Origin of the sequence: Myceligenerans salitolerans (genome assembly GCF_017349295.1) — a bacterium.
In the GTDB taxonomy this organism is placed as follows: Bacteria; Actinomycetota; Actinomycetes; order Actinomycetales; family Cellulomonadaceae; genus Myceligenerans; species Myceligenerans salitolerans.
Map to the genome: position 1 here is coordinate 1 of NZ_JAFMPK010000025.1, position 17,845 is coordinate 17,845.

16 protein-coding genes and 1 riboswitch are annotated in these 17,845 nt (G+C 72.7%); of the genes, 10 read left to right on the forward strand and 6 right to left on the reverse strand.

The features are described from left to right. Positions 1-34: 34 nt before the first annotated feature. The 5 genes from J0911_RS04500 to J0911_RS04520 all read right to left on the reverse strand — a co-directional run bounded on the left by J0911_RS04500 (position 35) and on the right by J0911_RS04520 (position 5,553). Complete coding sequence (locus tag J0911_RS04500; RefSeq protein WP_207274270.1) at positions 35-862, reverse strand: carbohydrate ABC transporter permease; 828 nt, start codon at positions 860-862, stop codon at positions 35-37. Then, on the reverse strand, positions 859-1,824 hold the full coding sequence (locus J0911_RS04505; protein WP_207274271.1) for a carbohydrate ABC transporter permease: 966 nt from the start codon (positions 1,822-1,824) through the stop codon (positions 859-861). The genes J0911_RS04500 and J0911_RS04505 overlap by 4 nt, the downstream gene beginning before the upstream one ends. 89 nt (positions 1,825-1,913) lie before the next feature. Further along, positions 1,914-3,176: a sugar ABC transporter substrate-binding protein gene (locus J0911_RS04510; protein WP_207274272.1), complete on the reverse strand. Its 1,263-nt coding sequence runs from the start codon at positions 3,174-3,176 to the stop codon at positions 1,914-1,916. Between the two features lie 190 nt (positions 3,177-3,366). Beyond that, positions 3,367-4,398 (reverse strand): LacI family DNA-binding transcriptional regulator, encoded by a 1,032-nt coding sequence (locus tag J0911_RS04515; protein WP_207274273.1) that lies wholly within the window; start codon positions 4,396-4,398, stop codon positions 3,367-3,369. A gap of 183 nt (positions 4,399-4,581) precedes the next feature. Next, on the reverse strand, positions 4,582-5,553 hold the full coding sequence (locus J0911_RS04520; RefSeq protein ID WP_207274274.1) for a sugar-binding transcriptional regulator: 972 nt from the start codon (positions 5,551-5,553) through the stop codon (positions 4,582-4,584). Between the two features lie 181 nt (positions 5,554-5,734). On the opposite strand from J0911_RS04520, the gene J0911_RS04525 reads away from it, so the two are divergent. The 8 genes from J0911_RS04525 (at position 5,735) to J0911_RS04560 (ending at position 15,347) form a co-directional block, all read left to right on the forward strand. After that, on the forward strand, positions 5,735-7,480 hold the full coding sequence (locus J0911_RS04525) for a glycerol-3-phosphate dehydrogenase/oxidase (RefSeq protein ID WP_207274275.1): 1,746 nt from the start codon (positions 5,735-5,737) through the stop codon (positions 7,478-7,480). 78 nt (positions 7,481-7,558) lie between these two features. Further along, a complete protein-coding gene (locus J0911_RS04530; RefSeq protein ID WP_207274276.1) occupies positions 7,559-8,296 on the forward strand; it encodes an MIP/aquaporin family protein in 738 nt (245 codons plus the stop codon). A gap of 83 nt (positions 8,297-8,379) precedes the next feature. Then, positions 8,380-9,894 (forward strand): glycerol kinase GlpK, encoded by a 1,515-nt coding sequence (glpK, locus tag J0911_RS04535; RefSeq protein WP_207274277.1) that lies wholly within the window; start codon positions 8,380-8,382, stop codon positions 9,892-9,894. A 184-nt stretch (positions 9,895-10,078) separates the two neighbouring features. Further along, a complete protein-coding gene (locus tag J0911_RS04540) occupies positions 10,079-10,885 on the forward strand; it encodes an NUDIX hydrolase (RefSeq protein ID WP_207274278.1) in 807 nt (268 codons plus the stop codon). A gap of 161 nt (positions 10,886-11,046) precedes the next feature. Then, positions 11,047-12,291 (forward strand): aspartate aminotransferase family protein, encoded by a 1,245-nt coding sequence (locus tag J0911_RS04545; protein ID WP_207274279.1) that lies wholly within the window; start codon positions 11,047-11,049, stop codon positions 12,289-12,291. Positions 12,292-12,388: 97 nt separating this feature from the next. After that, complete coding sequence (gene doeA, locus J0911_RS04550; protein ID WP_207274280.1) at positions 12,389-13,690, forward strand: ectoine hydrolase; 1,302 nt, start codon at positions 12,389-12,391, stop codon at positions 13,688-13,690. A 13-nt stretch (positions 13,691-13,703) separates the two neighbouring features. After that, positions 13,704-15,074 carry an NAD-dependent succinate-semialdehyde dehydrogenase gene (locus J0911_RS04555; RefSeq protein ID WP_207274281.1) on the forward strand — a complete coding sequence of 457 codons (1,371 nt, stop codon included), beginning with the start codon at positions 13,704-13,706 and terminating at the stop codon, positions 15,072-15,074. A gap of 63 nt (positions 15,075-15,137) precedes the next feature. Further along, positions 15,138-15,347, forward strand: coding sequence for an EF-hand domain-containing protein (locus J0911_RS04560; protein ID WP_207274282.1), 210 nt, complete (start codon positions 15,138-15,140; stop codon positions 15,345-15,347). A 61-nt stretch (positions 15,348-15,408) separates the two neighbouring features. On the opposite strand, the gene thiE is transcribed toward J0911_RS04560, so the two are convergent. Further along, the gene (gene thiE / locus J0911_RS04565) at positions 15,409-16,074 is read right to left on the reverse strand and encodes a thiamine phosphate synthase (RefSeq protein ID WP_207274364.1); all 666 of its coding nucleotides are present in this window, start codon (positions 16,072-16,074) and stop codon (positions 15,409-15,411) included. 80 nt (positions 16,075-16,154) lie between these two features. Continuing rightward, positions 16,155-16,257, forward strand: a riboswitch (TPP riboswitch). Between thiE and J0911_RS04570 the strand changes: the two genes are divergently transcribed. After that, on the forward strand, positions 16,247-17,590 hold the full coding sequence (locus J0911_RS04570; protein WP_207274283.1) for an FAD-dependent oxidoreductase: 1,344 nt from the start codon (positions 16,247-16,249) through the stop codon (positions 17,588-17,590). Its footprint overlaps the riboswitch before it by 11 nt. Continuing rightward, positions 17,587-17,844 (forward strand): sulfur carrier protein ThiS, encoded by a 258-nt coding sequence (thiS, locus tag J0911_RS04575; RefSeq protein ID WP_207274284.1) that lies wholly within the window; start codon positions 17,587-17,589, stop codon positions 17,842-17,844. The genes J0911_RS04570 and thiS overlap by 4 nt, the downstream gene beginning before the upstream one ends. Position 17,845: the final 1 nt, after the last annotated feature.

Here is a 17,845-nt window from a genome sequence, read left to right on the forward strand (position 1 = left end):
GGAGGCCGCCTGGGTGTGGGTCACGGTCGCCCTTTCAGTCCTTGACGGCGCCGGCGGTCACGCCCGCCGTCACGAAGCGCTGCGCGACGACGAGCAGGACCGCCGCCGGTACGGACGCGACGACGGCGGTCGCCATGATCGCGTTCCACTGCGTCGTGTTGTTGCCGATGTACTGGTAGATCCCGAGCGTGATCGGGACGAGGTCGCCGTTGCGGTCGAGGGTCGAGGCGAAGATGAAGTCCGACCAGGCCCACAGGAACGCGAACAGCGAGACCGTGAGGGTCGCGTTGCGGCTCAGCGGCAGGACGACCGAGACGAACGTGCGCCAGGCGTTCGCGCCGTCGACCCGTGCCGCCTGCAGCAGCTCGCGCGGGATGCCCGCCATGAACGCCGTGTACAGGAGCACGCCGAACGGGACGGCGATCGTCGAGTCGGCGACGATGAGCCCGCCGACGGTGTTGAGCAGCCCGAGCCGCACGTACACCGCGTAGAAGCCCATCGCCATCACCACGCCGGGGATCATCTGGGCCACGAGCAGCAGGAAGTTGAGCGCGCCCCGCCCGGGCAGCCGCAGCTGCGCGACGGCGTAGCCGGCCGGCGCGGCGATCGCGACGGTCAGGACCACGCAGCCGAGGCCCACCAGCAGGCTCGTCCCGAGGGCGGGCAGCTGCTGGGCGAGGACCGCCTCGTAGCCCTCCGTGGTGGGTGCCCACGGGAACCAGTGCGGCGGGTCCGCCCGCAGGTCCGCGGTGCGGGTGAGGGAGACGTTGAACATCCAGTAGACGGGGAAGAGCATGACGGCCGTGAAGAACACGCCGAGTGCGGTCTTCCACCCCGTCCTTCGTGACGGCGCGCGGTTCATGACTCCTCCTGGCGGCGCTGGAGCTGCAGGTGCAGGAACCCGAACACGAGGGCGACGACGATCAGCACGTTGCCGACGGCGGCCGCGGGGGAGAAGTCCGGCTGCCCGGTGCCGAACGCCTCGCGGTAGGACCAGATGGCGAGTGTGGTCGAGGAGTCGCCGGGCCCGCCCGTGGTCATCACCCAGATGACGTCCACGACCTTGAGCGTGTAGATCAGGCCGAGCAGCAGCGTGATCGCCGAGACGGGGCGCAGCAGCGGGAACGTGACGCTCCAGAACTGCCGCCACGGGCCCGCGCCGTCGAGCGATGCCGCCTCGTACACGTCGCCCGGGATGCTCTGCAGCCCCGAGTGCAGGATGACCAGGTTGAACGGGATGCCGAGCCAGATGTTCGCGACGGTGACGGCGAGCAGGGCGGTGCCGGGCGACGTCAGCCAGTTGATCTGCGGCACCCCGAACGCGCCGAGCGCGGAGTTGACGATGCCGTTCTCGCTGCTGAGCATCCATGCCCAGGTCGACGCCGAGACGATGAGCGGCAGGAGCCACGGCACCAGGAACATCGCCCGCAGGAGCGGCGAGAGCCGGAAACCCGACCGGAAGAAGACCGCGAGCGCCAGCCCGATCGCGTACTGGAACAGGATCGAGGCGAAGGTGAAGACGGCGGTGTTCCACAGGGCCGTCGGGAACGTCGAGGAGGTGAACACCTCGACGTACTTGTCGAACCCGACGAACTCGGCGTCGCCCTGCACGAACGCACGGATGGTGTAGTCGTGCACGGACAGGTCGACGTTCCGCCAGAGCGGGTAGGCGTAGAACAGGGTCAGGTAGACGATCAGCGGTGCGGCAAAGCCGACGGCGGTCCAGGGGGTCGCTGACGTGCCGTGCCGGCGCCGCGGCCGCCGCGGCACGGGGCGGGCACCGGGGGGTGCGTCCGCGGCGGCCGGGGCCTCGGTGGTGGTCATCACGGGATTCCTCGCTCGGTTGCGGTCGGTCGGCTCGCGGGCGTGCCGGACGCGCGGGTGTGCCCGCGCATCCGGCGCGCCCGGTGCGTTCAGCTGGTCGCGGCCTCGGCGTCGGCCTGGGCCTTCGCCAGTGCGTCGGCGGGCGTCTCGGCGCCGGACAGGGCGTTCTGGACGGCGGTCCAGAGGGCCTCGCTGATCTTCGGGTAGTCGGTGCCCAGGTCGTCGCTGGTGCGGCCCTTCGCGTTGCGCACGGCCTCGACCCACGGTTGGAGGTCCGGGTTCTCCTTCAGGAGGGCGTCCTGGCCCTCGGCGGTGGGCGGGATGTAGTACGCGAAGGTGTTCGCGGTCTCCACCAGGCCCTCGGGCGTGGTCATGCACTCGGCGATCTGGCGGGTGACGTCGTAGCGGGCGGCGTCGTCCTGGACGGGGGCGACGATGAACTCGCCGCCGGTGGGGGCGGGCGCGACGCCGCCGTCGCGTGCGGGGAGCTGGACGAGACCCGTCTCGAAGCTCGCCTCGGCCGCGCTGTTCACCTGCCACGTGCCGTTCTCGGCGAACGCGAAGTCGCCGGTGAGGAACTCCTCCCACACGGTGTTCTGGGAGTTGTTGATCACCGAGTCAGGGGCGTAGCCGTCGTCGAGCCAGCCGGTCCACAGCTCGAGGGCCTCGACCGCCTCGGGGGAGTCGAGCTCGCGCAGGTCGGCGCCCGCGCCCCAGAACCAGGGCAGGAACTGGAAGGAGCCTTCCTCGGTGCCGATGCCCGCGAAGGTGATGCCCTTGTGCCCGGCGTCGGTGACCTCGCCGAGAGCCGCGGTGAGGGACTCCCAGTCCGTGATCGAGGCCGGGTCGACGCCGGCGTCGTCGAGGACCTCGGCGTTGTAGTAGAGGGACAGCGTGTTGGCGCCGATGGGGATGCCGTACGTCTCGCCGTCGACGACGCCCGCGGCGAGCAGGTTCTCGTCGATGGCGGAGGTGTCGAGGCCGAGCTCCGCGACGGTGGTGAGCATGCCCGTGTCCGCGAGGGTGGAGACCGCGGGGTTGTCCAGCAGCATGACGTCGGGCGACGTGCCCTCCTGGGCCGCGAGCAGCGCCTGGTTCGTCAGGGCGGTGGTGTCGTAGGCGGTGCGTTCGATCGTGACGCCGGCGTCCTCGCCGCAGGCCTGGACGCGTCCGGCCCAGTCGGAGCCCTCCTCGTGCTGGGGGTAGGGATCCCACCACGTGTAGGTGCCGCCGGCGGCGTTCTCGCCGGGAGCGTCGTCGCCGGCCGAGCAGGCGGCCAGGCCGCCGGCGACGGCGAGGACGGCCAGGCCGGCCGTGAACGGGCGGGCGGTGCCGCGCTTCGGGTTGTACATGGGTGTTCCTCCTTGAACAGTGGTCGTGCATGGTGATGCGGTCGAGGGCATCGATCCGGTGGTCGGCCCCCGGTTGTGCCTCGGCGCGGTGCGTGGGCGCCGACACGGTGGGTGAGCGACGCCGATGGTGTGAGCGTTAACACCATGTGGGCGCCGACGTCCCGTCGCCGTGCTGTCGGCGTGCCGGAGGTCAGCCGGGCGCTCGCGCCGGCGGCGTGCCGGTGCTTCCGCGGTCGACGAGCTCGGGTGAGACGAACCGGACCACGTACGGGTCGTCCGGTGCGATCTCGCCCTCGATGCGGCGCACGAGCTGGCGCACGGCCATGCGGCCGAGCCGGTCCGGTGCGCTCTCGACCGCCGTGTAGTGCAGGGAGAACGTGCTGGCGAACTCCTCCGAGTACCGTCCGACGACCGACAGGTCGCGGGGCGCGGCCAACCCGCGCTCGTGCAGCACGCTCGGCAGCGCCGCCGCGGCCGCCTCGTTGTTGAGGATCAGGCCGGTGGCGTCCGGGTGGGTGTCGAGGACTGCGGCCAGGTCGCGGCCGATCTCGGGCTGGCGCGAGGAGCCGAACGTCGCGTGCAGCGTGACGCCGCGCGCCCGCGCCGCCTCCTGGGCGGCACCCTGCAGGCGCCACACGTAGGCACCGCCGCGTTCGACGACGTGCTCGGGCTGGGACACGAGGATCAGCTCGCGGTGCCCGAGCCGGAACAGGTGGTCGACCATGAGCCGGCCGGCCTCCTCGAAGTCGAGGTCGAAGACGTCGACCCCGGTGCAGTCGCCCGGCAGGCCGACCAGTGCCCCCGGCTGAGGCGCGGTCCGCAGCACGGGGAGCCGGTCGTCCTCGTGGGCGACGTTGAGCAGGACGACGCCGTCGACCATCCGCGAGTCGCTCATGCGGCGCAGGGCGCGGGTGCCGTCCTCCTCGGTGGAGAGCAGGATGTCGTAGCCCAGCTCGCGGGCCGTGTTCGAGACGCCCAGCATGTACTGCAGCATCGCGGGCGCGAACTCGTCCTCCAGGAAGCGGGCCAGCAGGCCGATCACCATGGTCTGCGACGTCGCCAGCGCCCGCGCTCCCGCGTTGGGCGTGTAGCCGAGCTCGCGGACGGCGGCCTCGACCCGCAGGCGCGCCCGGTCGGAGATGGCGCGTTTGCCGGACAGCGCGTACGACACCGTGCTGCGGGACACGCCCGCTGCCCGTGCGACGTCACCGATGTTGACCACGGCCGCCTCCTCGCGTCGGTGTGAACCGGTTCGGGTTGTGAACCGGTTCGCACCTAACCACACCGCCGACGGCGGAGGCAAGTGCCGAGGCCGGGAAAATGCCGGGATATCGGTGCGGCCGTCGGCCGATGCGGGGGCGAGGTCGTCATCGGCGGCCTGGATCTGTGTCGAACCGGTTCACAATCACCGGCTCGCGGACCGTGCCGGCTTCCGCATCAGGCGGGCGGCGGTGCGCTCGTCGAGCACCAGGTCCGTGACGACGCCCGCAGCGAGGGCCGCGCGCAGCGCGGGCACCTTGTTGTCCCCGGCGACCGCGCACAGCCGCCGGGGGATCCGGCGCAGCTGCCGCGGGGTGGGTCCGGTGGCCCGTGCGTTGATCGGGATGTCCTGGTAGCTGCCGTCGGCCCGGAGGAACACCGTGCACACGTCACCGACCACGCCCTCGGCGCGCAGCAGTTCCGTGTCCCGCGGCTCGAGGTAGCCGGCCGCGTACACGTGCGACGGCAGGCCACCGGACACCGTCGCACCCACCGAGAACAGGGCGATGTCGATCCGGGACTGGACGTCGAGCACGCGTCGCACGGAACGCTCCCGCCACATCGCCTCCTTGGTGGCGGCGTAGTCGAAGAACGCCGGCACCGGGAAGTGGTGCACGTGCGCGTCGAACGCCGCGCCGAACCCGGCCACGAGGTCTCCCGCGTAGGAGACGCCGGACGTCCGCGTGTTGGCCGCCCCGTTGAGCTGCACGATCTCGGAGCCACGCGTCGGCTTGCCCGGCAGGTGGCCCGCGATGGCGGCGAGAGTGGTGCCCCACGCGATCCCGAGCACCATCTCCGAGTCGAACCAGCGCGCCACCAGCCGCGCCGTGGCCATCGCCACCTGGTCCAGGCGGTCCGGCAGGCCCGCCGTGTCCGGCACGGGCACCACGTACGCGGCCACCCCGAACGTGGTGGCGATGTGCTGGCCCAGGCTCGGCGCCCGGGAATGGGCGGGCCGGAGGGTGATCTCCACGATCCCCTCGTCCCGTGCACGTTTGAGCAACCGCGAGACCGTCGACCGCGACGTGTGCAGGTGCTTGGCGATGGCCTCCATCTTCGCGTCCTGCAGGTAGTACATGGTCGCCGCGGTGACCAGGTCCCGCTCGCGGTTCGGCATGTCCGACTCCCTTCGGCCCGTGCCCCTCGGCGCCCGGTGCCCCGCACGCATTTTTGCACGTTCGTGCACATCGCTTGCACGTCCGTGCCTGGCGAGGTGTGCTGTTGGTCCGGCACCCCCGCCGGCAAGGCCCGGCACAAGCGCGGTACATCCCCGCGAAAAGCGATCGGAAGGGAACGGCATGGTCACCACCCGTCTCACCACGGAGTCGCGGACCCGGGCGCTCGCCGCGCTCGAGCGGTCCGCCGAGCCCGGCGGCACGCTGGACGTCCTGGTGATCGGCGGTGGCGTGACCGGCGCCGGCATCGCGCTCGACGCCGCGACGCGCGGCCTGACCACCGCGATGGTCGAGGCCCAGGACTGGGGCTCGGGCACCTCCGGCCGCAGCAGCAAGCTCGTCCACGGCGGTCTCCGCTACCTGCAGATGCTCGACTTCCACCTGGTCCGTGAGGCGCTCACCGAGCGCGACCTGCTCCTCAAGGAACTCGCCCCCCACCTCGTGCGCCCCGTCCCGTTCCTCTACCCCCTGGAGCACCGGGTGTGGGAGCGGGCCTACGTCGGAGCCGGCATCGCCCTCTACGACACCCTCGCCACGATCGGCCGGGGCCGCCGTGCCATGCCGTGGCACCGGCACCTGTCCCGCCGCCGGCTCGCCGAGAGGTTCCCCGACCTCGCCCACGACGCCGCCGTGGGCGCCGTCCAGTACTGGGACGCCTCCGTCGACGACGCGCGGCTCGTCACCACCCTCGTCCGGACCGCCGCCGGCCACGGAGCGCACGCCGCCTCCCGCACGCAGGTCGTCGACCTCACCAAGGACGCCGAGGGCACCGTGGACGGCGCCGTCGTGGTGGACCTCGAGACCGGCCGGGAGATCGCGGTCCGGGCCCGGCACGTCATCAACGCCACCGGCGTGTGGACCGAGGACACCGAAGCGCTCGCGGGAGACCAGGGCGGGTTGCGGGTGCTGGCGTCCAAGGGCGTCCACGTGGTGGTGCCGCGGGACCGGATCCGGGGCGAGGCGGGCCTGATCCTGCAGACGCCGGTATCGGTGCTGTTCGTCATCCCGTGGTCCCGGTACTGGATCCTCGGCACCACGGACACGCCGTGGGAACTCGACCCCACCCACCCCGTGGCCACCGCCGCCGACGTCGACTACGTGCTCGACCAGGCCAACTCGGTGCTGTCCAGTGCGCTGGGCCGCGAGGACGTCGTCGGAACCTATGCCGGGCTGCGTCCGCTGCTGCAGCCGGGCACCAAGGAGGGCACCAGCTCGGCCAAGGTCTCCCGTGAGCACACGGTCGCCTCGCCCACGCCCGGGCTGACCGTGGTCGCCGGCGGGAAGCTGACGACGTACCGCGTGATGGCCAAGGACGCGGTCGACTTCGCGCTCGGGGACGGCGCGGCGGCGCGGCCCGGCATCACCCACGAGATCCCGTTGCTCGGTGCCGAAGGGCTGGAGAGCGCACGGGAGGACGCCGCCGGCTGGGCGCGACGGTACGGGTGGACCACGGCGATGGTCGACCACCTGCTGCACCGGTACGGCGCCAGCCTCCTCGAGATCGTCGAGCTGTGCCGGGCCGACCCGTCACTCGCCCGCCCGCTCGCCCAGGCCCCGGCCTACCTGCGCGCCGAGGTGCACTACGCCGTGAGCCACGAGGGCGCGCTCCACCTGGAGGACGTCCTCGCGCACCGGACGCGGCTCGTCTACGAGGTGCCCGACGGCGCCCTCGCGGCCGCCGGCGAGATCGCCGCCGTCGTCGCCCCGCTGCTGGGCTGGGACGACGCCGCCCGGGACGCCGAGCTCGAGGCCTACACCGCACGGGTCCGGGCGGAGACCGCCGCCGCGGGCGAACCGGACGACGCGGCGGCCGCCGCCGTCCGCGGCCGTGCGGAGGACGTCGCGCCGATGCGGCCGCTGCGTACCTGACACATCCTGAACCCGGACGAACTCGCCACGCCGTGGCGCACCGACCGACAACGATGTCAACGAGAGGTGGTACCACCCATGTCAACCATCCAGCTGTTCGTCACCGAGCTGCTCGGGACGATGCTGCTCCTGCTGCTGGGCTGCAGCGTCGTCGCCAACGCCATCCTGCCCAGGACGAAGGGGGTGGGGGTCGGCTCCAGCTGGCTCCTCATCAACTTCGGCTGGGGGCTGGCGGTGTTCGCCGGCGTGTTCGTCGCCTTCAAGAGCGGCGCCCACATCAACCCCGCCGTCACCGTCGGTCTCCTGGCGAGCGGCGCCGACGAGCTCGGGCCCGGCATCCCGGCCACGGCCGCCAACGCGGCCGTCTACATCACGGCCCAGCTGGCGGGCGCGGTCCTGGGCGCCGTCCTCACCTACCTCGCCTACAAGCGGCACTTCGACGAGGAGGCACCCGGGGCCACCAAGCTCGCGGTGTTCTCCACCGGTCCCGAGATCCGCTCGTACGGCTGGAACCTGGTGACCGAGATCCTCGGCACGTTCGTGCTGGTGTTCGTGGTGCTGTCGTTCGCGAACTGGCCCGGTGACCTGGGTCCGCTGGCGGTGGCTCTGCTCGTGACCGGGATCGGCGCCAGCCTCGGCGGCCCGACCGGCTACGCCATCAACCCCGCGCGTGACCTCGGGCCGCGCATCGCCCATGCGATCCTGCCCATCAAGGGCAAGGGCGGCAGCGACTGGGCCTACGCCTGGGTCCCGGTGGTCGGGCCGCTCGTCGGCGGGGCCCTCGGCGGTCTGCTGGCCACCGCCGTAGCCTTCTGAACACCCGCAGGCCGTCCGAACGCACGAGGCAGTGAACCCCGTACGACGCAGTGAACGACGCACAACGAAGTGGATGGAGAACCATGCCTGACTACGTCCTCGCCATCGACCAGGGCACCACGAGCTCCCGGGCCATCGTGTTCGACCACGCCGGGACCGTCGTCTCGACCGGCCAGCTCGAGCACGACCAGATCTTCCCGCAGCCGGGATGGGTGGAACACAACCCGGATCAGATCTGGGACAACACGCGCCAGGTCGTGGGGATCGCCCTGACCCGCGCGAACATCAACCACGCGGACCTGGCGGCCGTGGGCATCACGAACCAGCGCGAGACCACCGTCGTCTGGGACAAGAACACCGGCAAGCCCGTGTACAACGCGATCGTCTGGCAGGACACGCGCACCCAGGCGATCGTGGACGAGCTCGGCGGCGACACCGGGCCGGACAAGTACAAGAGCGTGGTGGGCCTGCCGCTCGCGACCTACTTCTCCGGGCCCAAGGTGAAGTGGATCCTCGACAACGTCGAGGGCGCGCGGGAGGCCGCCGAACGCGGCGACCTGCTGTTCGGCAACACGGACGCGTGGGTGCTGTGGAACATGACGGGCGGCGTCGAGGGCGGCGTGCACGTCACCGACGTCACCAACGCCTCGCGCACCATGCTCATGGACCTGGACACCCTGTCCTGGCGCGAGGACATCGCCGCGGACATGGGCATCCCGATGTCGATGCTGCCCGAGATCAGGTCGTCGTCGGAGGTGTACGGCCACGGGCGGCCGAAGGGCATGGTGCCGGGCGTGCCGATCGCGGGCATCCTGGGCGACCAGCAGGCGGCCACGTTCGGCCAGGCCTGCTTCGAGGTGGGCACCGCCAAGAACACCTACGGCACCGGCAACTTCATGCTGCTCAACACGGGCACAGAGAAGATCCCCTCGAAGAACGGCCTGCTCACCACCGTCTGCTACAAGATCGGTGACACCGACGCGGTGTACGCGCTGGAGGGGTCGATCGCCGTGACCGGCTCGCTCGTGCAGTGGCTGCGCGACAACCTCGGGCTCTTCACCGACGCGCCCGACGTGGAGTACCTGGCGAGCAAGGTGGAGGACAACGGCGGCGCCTACTTCGTGCCCGCGTTCTCCGGTCTGTTCGCGCCCTACTGGCGCCCGGACGCGCGCGGTGCGCTGGTGGGGCTCACGCGCTACGTCAACCGCAACCACATCGCCCGCGCCGCCCTGGAGGCGACGGCCTTCCAGACGCGCGAGGTCGTGGACGCCATGCGCGCCGACTCCGGCGTCGAGCTCACGGAGCTCAAGGTCGACGGCGGCATGGTCGCCAACGAGCTGCTCATGCAGTTCCAGGCCGACCAGCTCGGCGTCGACGTCGTGCGTCCGCAGGTCGCCGAGACGACGGCGCTCGGCGCGGCCTACGCCGCCGGTATCGCCGTCGGCTTCTGGTCCGGCGAGAGCGACGTGGAGGCCAACTGGGCCGAGGGCGGCCGCTGGTCCCCGGCGATGGCCGGCGAGGAGCGCGAGCGCCTCTACCGCAACTGGAAGAAGGCGGTGACGAAGACGTTCGACTGGGTCGACGACGACGCCCGCTGACGTCGGCGCCGGCTGAGGGACGGCGGCGGAGGGGCGGCGGCCGGCGCCGGCCGAGGGGCGGCGTCGACCACGCCGTTCTGCGGGGTGGGTGCGTTCCCACCACGGCAGAACGGCGTGGTCGCGCGCCGGACCATCCGGACGGCCGCGCGTCGAGGGGGCGGCGGGGATCCGTTACGTTGCCCCGGTGAACACGATTCCTGCCCTTCCACGGGCGGCCGCCACCGTGATCCTGGTGCGCGACCTGCCCGACCCGTCCGGCGAGCGCTCCCCGCTGCAGGTGTTCCTGCAGCGCAGGGTGCCGACGATGGCTTTCGCCGCCGGGATGACCGTCTTTCCCGGTGGTGCCGTCGACCCCGGCGACGCGGTCGTGCCGGCCCGGATCCAGGGCCCCGCACCCGAGGAGTGGGGGCGCCGCTTCTCGTGCCCGCCCGGCGAGGCGGCCGGCTTCGTGGGCGCCGCCGTGCGCGAGACGTTCGAGGAGTGCGGCGTGCTGCTCGCCGGGCCCTCGGGGCCGGGGTCGCCCCTGCCCGACGACGCGTGGCTGCGCGCCGCGCGCTCCGGGCTGGTCGACCGCACCCGCACGCTGGCCGACGTGCTCGACGGCGCCGGCCTCGCCCTGCGCGCCGACCTGCTGCACCCGTGGTCCCGCTGGATCACCCCCGAGCAGGAACCTCGGCGCTACGACGCCGCGTTCTTCGTCGCGGTGCTGCCCGCCGGGCAGGCCGCCGATGCCCGCACCACCGAGGCCGTCGAGGCCCGCTGGTGGTACCCGGCCGACGTCCTGGCCGCGCATGCGTCCGGCGCCGCGCGCCTCATGCCGCCCACGTTCCTGACCCTCACCGAGATCGCCGCGCTCCCGGACACCGCCGCGCTGACGGCCGCGGCGGCCGGGAACGCGGAGCGGGCGGCCGAACCGATCCGTCCCGCGCTGGTCCGCAGGGGAGACCGGACGGTCGCCGTCGTCGGCGGCCGCGAGATCGCCATGCCGTGAGAGGCGCCGGTCGGCGCCGTGCTCGGACCCGGCGGGCCGGACGGGCGACGGCGGTCGACATCAAGGATGAATCAGGCAAGGACCGGAATCCTCGACGATCCGCGGCAGGAATCGCGGCGAGTTCCTTGACGGGGAGCGGCGGGAGAAACTAGATCTGGCCCATGGAGGTCTTCGAGAAGTGGGAGTCAGAGATCCGGGGCTACAGCAGGACGTGGCCCACCGTGTTCACCTCGGCGTCGAACGCCCGGCAGGTCGATGAGGCCGGGAGGAGCTACATCGACTTCTTCGCCGGCGCCGGCGTGCTGAACTTCGGCCACAACAACGAGCGCATGAAGCGGGCCGTCATCGCCTTTCTCGAGGCGGACGGCATCGTGCACAGCCTGGACATGGCGACGACCGCCAAGCGCGAGTTCCTCCAGGGGTTCGCGGACACGATCCTGGGCCCGCGCGGCCTGACGATGCGCATGCAGTTCATGGGGCCCACGGGCAGCAACGCCGTGGAGGCGGCCCTCAAGCTGGCCCGGCGGGTCACCGGACGGCAGGACGTCGTCGCGTTCACCCACGGGTTCCACGGCATGACGCTGGGGTCCCTCGCCCTGACCGCGAACGACTACTTCCGCAACGCCGCCGGGGTCCCGCTCGATCACGTGGTGCGCCTGCCGTTCGAGACCGCGCCCGGAGGCGGGACGCGGGCGCTGGACGACTACCGGGCGCTGCTGGCCGACGGCTCCAGCGGCCTGCGGCCGCCTGCCGCCTTCGTGGTGGAGACCATCCAGGCCGAGGGCGGGGTCAACGTCGCGAGCGGGGAGTGGCTGCGGGCCGTGCAGCAGCTCGCGCGGGACGTCGACGCGCTGTTCGTCATCGACGACATCCAGGTCGGCTGCGGCCGCACGGGCAGCTACTTCAGCTTCGACGGCATGGACCTGGACCCGGACATCGTGTGCCTCGCCAAGGGCATCGGCGGCTTCGGCACCCCGCTGGCGATGAACCTCGTCAAGCCCGAGCACGACGCGCGCTGGCAGCCGGGGGAGCACACCGGGACCTTCCGTGGCCAGGGTCTGTCGTTCGTGGCGGGCCGTGAGGCGCTCACCTACTTCGACGACGACGAGTTCCCGGCGCAGGTGCGTGCGAAGGGCGAGACCATGGCCGCCGCGCTGCGGACGATCGCCCAGGAGTCCGGCCGCGGGTTCGAGGTGCGCGGCAAGGGCATGATCCAGGCACTCGACCTGGGCGACGGCGACCTCGCCCGGGCCGTCACCCGCGAGTGCTTCGACAACGGCCTGCTGGTCTGCCCCTGCGGTACGGGCGGCCGCGTGCTGAAGCTGATCCCGCCGCTGACGATCGGCGACGACGACCTGGCCGCGGGCCTGGAGATCCTCGCCTCGGCCGTGCGGAGCACGGCCTAGCCGCTCGGCGACCGATGTGACCGACCGACCGCACGACCGACGACGACTGACGCACGACGAGGTGAATCGGCAGCACCACGAGCGAAAGGCCCCGCAGATGAGACAGCGCGACGACATGACGTTCCCGTTCGAGGAGTACCAGCGGCGCCTGGCGGAGCTGCGCGCCCGCATGGCCGACCGGCTGCTGGACGCGGTGGTGATCACCGATCCCGAGAACCTCATGTACCTCACGGACTACCAGACGACGGGCTACTCCTTCTTCCAGGCCCTGGTGGTGCCGCTGGAGATCGAGCCCTTCATGATCACGCGTGCGATGGAGGAGTCCAACGTCCACGCACGCACCTGGGTCGAGGTGACCCGTCCCTACCCGGACACGGGTGACGCGATCCAGGGCCTGGTGCAGGCGTTGCGGGAGTTCGGTCTGCACTCGGGGAACGTGGGCTACGAGCGCAACAGCTACTTCTTCCCGGCCTACCACCAGGACTACATCCACACCGCGTTCACCGAGGGCCGGCTGCTGGACTGCTTCGGCATCGTGGAGGAGGGGCGGCTCACCAAGTCCGCCGCGGAGATCGGCATCATGACCAAGGCCGCCCGCGCGACCGAGGCGGGTATGCGCGCCGGCATCGAGGCGTGCGTGGCGGGCGTGTCGGAGAACGAGATCGGCGCCGAGATCAGCGCCGCCATGTTCCGGGCCGGCGGCGAGCCGCCGGCCGTCATGCCGTACGTGGTCTCGGGCCCGCGGAGCATGATCGGGCACGCGACCTGGGAGGGCCGCCACGTCCAGCCGGGGGAGCACGTGTTCATCGAGGTGGGGGGCTGCTTCCGGCGGTATCACACGGCGATGATGCGCACCGTCGTCCTCGACGAGCTGTCCGACTCGATGCGCATCGCCCAGGAGCGCATGAAGCTCGCGCTCAAGGAGGTCAAGGCGGCGATCCGGCCGGGCCTGACGGTCTCGGACGCGGACAACATCGTGCGCAACATCATCTCGGACAACCGCGTGGGCGCCCGCCTCATCACCCGTTCCGGGTACTCGATCGGGATCGCCTTCCCGCCGAGCTGGGACGAGGGCTACATCCTGAGCCTGAACCAGGGCAACCCGGCGATCCTGCGCGAGGGCATGACGTTCCACATCCTGCCCTGGATGTGGGGCGTCGACGGCGACAAGACGGTCGGCATCTCGGACACCATCCACGTGACCGCCGACGGCTGCGAGTCGTTCTACACCCTGGAGGAGGACTTCGTGTGCAAGCCGGAGCAGGCCGCGCCGCTGCCGTCCGCCGTCGTGCCGGAGTCCTCGACCGTCGTCGTGCACGACGACGGGACGCCGCCCGACGTCACGGACGACGCCGAACCCCCTACCCCCATCCGCCCCGACGTCGCCGAGATCGCGTGAGAAGGAGGTCCGCATGCTGACTGCCATCGACCCGAGCACCGGGCAGGTCGTGACCGAGCAGGAGCCGGCAGGTCCCGAGCAGGTCGACGCCGTGCTGGGAGCCGCCGAGGCGGCCTGGCCGGCGTGGCGCGACGTCGGGATCGCGCGGCGCGCCGAGGTGCTCACCGCCGTGGGCGCCCACCTGCGCGAGCACACCGACGAGCTGGCACCGCTCATGACCCGGGAGATGGGCAAGCCCGTCACGGAGGCGCACGGCGAGGTCGCGAAGGCGGCGTGGTGCTTCGAGCACTACGCCGCCCACGCGGCGCAGTACCTGGCCGAGGAGGTGCTGGAGTCCGACGCGACGCGCAGCTACGTGCAGTACCTGCCGCTCGGGACGGTCCTCGGCGTGCTGCCCTGGAACGCACCCTTCTGGCTGGCGGCACGCTTCGCGGCGCCGGCGCTCATGGCGGGCAACACGTGCGTCATGAAGCACGACCCCCACGTGCCCGGCTGCGCACGAGCCATCGCCGACGCCCTCGCGGCGGCCGGCGTGCCCGAGGGCGTGTTCGCGAACCTGCCGCTGGAGACGGACGCGGTCGAGGGCGTCGTCCGGGACCCGCGGGTGCAGGCGGTGTCGTTCACCGGGTCGGCGCGCGGGGGAGCGGCCGTGGCGGGCGTCGCCGCGAGCGAGATCAAGCCTGCCGTGCTGGAGCTCGGCGGCAGCGACCCCTGCCTGGTGCTGGCGGACGCCGACCTGGACGAGGCCGCCGACGTCATCACGCTGTCGCGGATCATCAACGCGGGGCAGTCGTGCATCGCGGCCAAGCGGATCATCGCCGAGGCGCCCGTGTACGACCAGCTCGTCGAGAAGCTGCAGCGGCGGCTCGAGAAGCTGGTGGTGGGCGACCCGCGGGACCCTGCCACCCAGGTGGGGCCGATCGCCCGGGCGGACCTGCGCGACAACCTGCACCGGCAGGTGACCGAGACGGTCGACGCCGGTGCGCGCCTGCTGCTGGGTGGCCGCATGCCGGACGGGGACGGGTACTTCTACCCGGTCACGCTGCTGGCCGACGTGACCGAGGACATGACGGCATGCCGCGAGGAGACGTTCGGGCCGGTCATGGTCGTGATGCGGGCCGACGACGCCGAGGACGCGCTGGCCGTCGCCAACCGCAGCGACTACGGGCTGGCGGCGAGCGTCTGGTCGACGCCGGAGCGTGGTGAGGCGCTCGCGTCCCGGATCGCGGCCGGCCAGGTCGCGGTGAACGGGATCGTGAAGACCGACCCGCGGCTGCCGAGCGGCGGCATCAAGCGCTCGGGCTACGGCCGCGAGCTCGGGCCGCACGGCATCCGCGAGTTCGTCAACGCGCAGCAGGTGTGGGTGGGGCCGAAACGCGAGTGATCCCGGCGGTTGGCGGTAGCCTGCTCCGGACCGAGCAAGCCGGGAATTTCAGGAGGGCCTTCCGTGACCGCCGAAGACGAGCTGACCGCCACCTTCAACGAGTTCGACAACGACGACGACGGCCACATCACCGTCGAGGAGTTCCGCCAGGCGATGGGCGGGCGCGGCGAGGAGGTCACCAACGACGACCTCACTTCGATCTTCGTGCACGCCGACGGCGACGGTGACGGCAAGATCAACCTGGAGGAGTTCACGAAGGCCTGGAACTCCTGACCCGGCGGCGCCGGCCTCGGTTCGGCGCAACTCCTGGACCCGAGAGCCCGTCGAACGACGTTCAGGAGGGCGGGAGGCGGCGGCGGAGTGCCGCCGCTGCCTTCTCCGGGTCGTCGGCCCGGGTGATGGCGCGGACGACGACGACGCGGGTGGCGCCCGCCTCCAGGACCTGGTCCAGGCGCGTGGGACCCGGGCCGTCGTCGTCGATCCCGCCGATCGCGAACCAGGGCGTCGCGGGCCGGGTGGCCGCCACCTGCCGCAGGAGGTCCAGGCCCACGGCCGGCCGCCCCGGCTTCGTCGGGGTGGACCACAGCGGGCCGACGCAGAAGTAGTCGACGCGGTCGTCCGCCTCGGCGGTCATGGCCTCCTCGAACGCGTGCGTGGAGCGGCCGAGGACGGGACCGCCGCCCAGGAGCGTGCGCACGTCGGCCGGTGCGAGGTCGTCCTGCCCCATGTGCACCACGGGCGCTCCGGCCAGCCCGGCGAGGTCGGCCCGGTCGTTGACCGCCCACAGCGCCCCGTACTCCGCCGCCACGCGGGCGACCAGGGCGTGCAGCTCCAGCTCCCGCGCGGCGTCCAGCGTCTTGTCGCGCAGCTGCACGACGTCGACCCCGCCCGAGAACACCCGGTGCAGGAACGCTTCGAGGTCGCCCGTCGCCTCCCGGGCGTCGGTGCACAGGTAGAGCCGGGCGTCGGCGAGCCGTGTCCGAGGATCCACGGAACGCAGTGTAGGCGGACGACCGGTCGGCCGTTCCGGCCGTGACCGCCCGCCGGAACCGCCCGCCGGGCACGGGGGTTATGGTTGCCTACGACATGCACGGGAGCCCCGAGGGGCTGAGAGGGCGCGAACGCGCCGACCGTCGAACCTGATCCGGGTCATGCCGGCGAAGGGAGCAACCATGGAGGACAGCCGCGTGCCCGTGGTCGTCGTGGGCGCGGGAATCATCGGGCTGACCGCCGCATGGCGCGCGCTCGTGGCCGGAGCGGCCGTCACCGTGCTCGACCCCGCGCCGGGCGACGGCGCCACGCACGCCGCGGCCGGCATGCTCGGGCCGGCCATGGAGGCGGAGTTCGGCGAGGAGCGCCTCGCGCGGATCGGTGCGGAGTCCGTCCGGCTGTGGCCGGAGTTCGCCGCCGGGCTGGAGCGGGCCGCCGGGCTCGCGGCCGGGACGCTCGGGCTCGACACGGCGGGCACGCTCGCCGTCGCGTACGACGCCGACGACGCCGCCCAGCTGCGCCGGCGCCTCACGCTGCACCGCGAGCTGGGCCTGGAGTCCTGGGAGCTCACGCCGGCCGAGGCGCGGGCCCGGGAACCGTCCCTCGGGCCGCGTCTCTCGGCCGCGGCCTGGATCCCCGGCGACCACCAGGTCGACCCGCGCGCCGTGCAGCGTGCGCTGCTCGACGTGGTGGGACGCCATCCGCGCGCGAGCCTGGTGGAGCGCGCCGCCACCTCTCTGACCTGGGACGGCGGTGCCGTGGTCGGCGTGTGCGACGACGCCGGGACGGAGTGGCCGGCCGGGCCTGCCGAAGGCGTGACCGGCGAGCCTGTCGCCGCCGGACGCGCCGCCGGGGCCGGGGGCGACGGCTGGGACGGGACCGGGAGGCGCGGAGCGGACGGCCGGCGTCGAGGCGGGATCGTGGTTCTCGCCGCCGGGCACGCCAGCGCAGGGCTGTACCCCGGTGCGCCCACCCGTGCCGTCCCCGGCACCACGCTCCGGCTCGACGCCGACGCGGCCCTGGGGCCGTCGGTCGTGGTGCGCGGCACCGTCCAGGGCCGGCCCGTCTACGTGGTGCCCCGCCGCCCCCGGCCCGACGGCCGCCGCGAGATCGTCGTCGGCGCCACCTCCGACGAGCGCGCCGCCACCACGCGCACCCGCGCGGGCGACGTGTTCGCCCTGCTGCGCGACGCGCGCGCCCTCCTGCCGGCCCTCGACGAGGCGGACCTCGCCGAGGCGACCACCCGCTCCCGCCCGGGATCCCCGGACAACGCCCCGCTGCTGGGCGAGGCCGCCCCCGGGCTGGTCCTGGCCACGGGACACCACCGGGGTGGCATCCTGCTCGCCCCGCTCACCGCCGCCGTCGTCGACCACCGGCCCGGCGTCCTACCGCACGCCGGACCCGGTGCCGCGCACGCCGCGCGCATCGCGGAGGCCGCCGCCCCCCTGCTCGACCCGCTCCGGCTGGAGCGCCGCGCCACGACACCGGCCGCACACCCCCGCACCACCGAAGGAGCACCCTCGTGACCACCTCCCCGGACACCCCCGCCGGCCCCGCCCGGCCCGCCGCGCTCGTGAACGGCGAGCCCTACCCGCTCGACGGGCCCGTTCCCGTGACCGACCTCGTCGCCCGCCTCGTGCCGGAGGTGGTGGTCGACGGCGTCCCGCGCGGCGTCGCCGTCGCCGTGGACGACGCCGTCGTGCCGCGCGGCGCCTGGGACCGTACCGAGATCCGGCCCGGCATGCGGGTCGAGGTCGTCACCGCCGTGCAGGGAGGCTGAC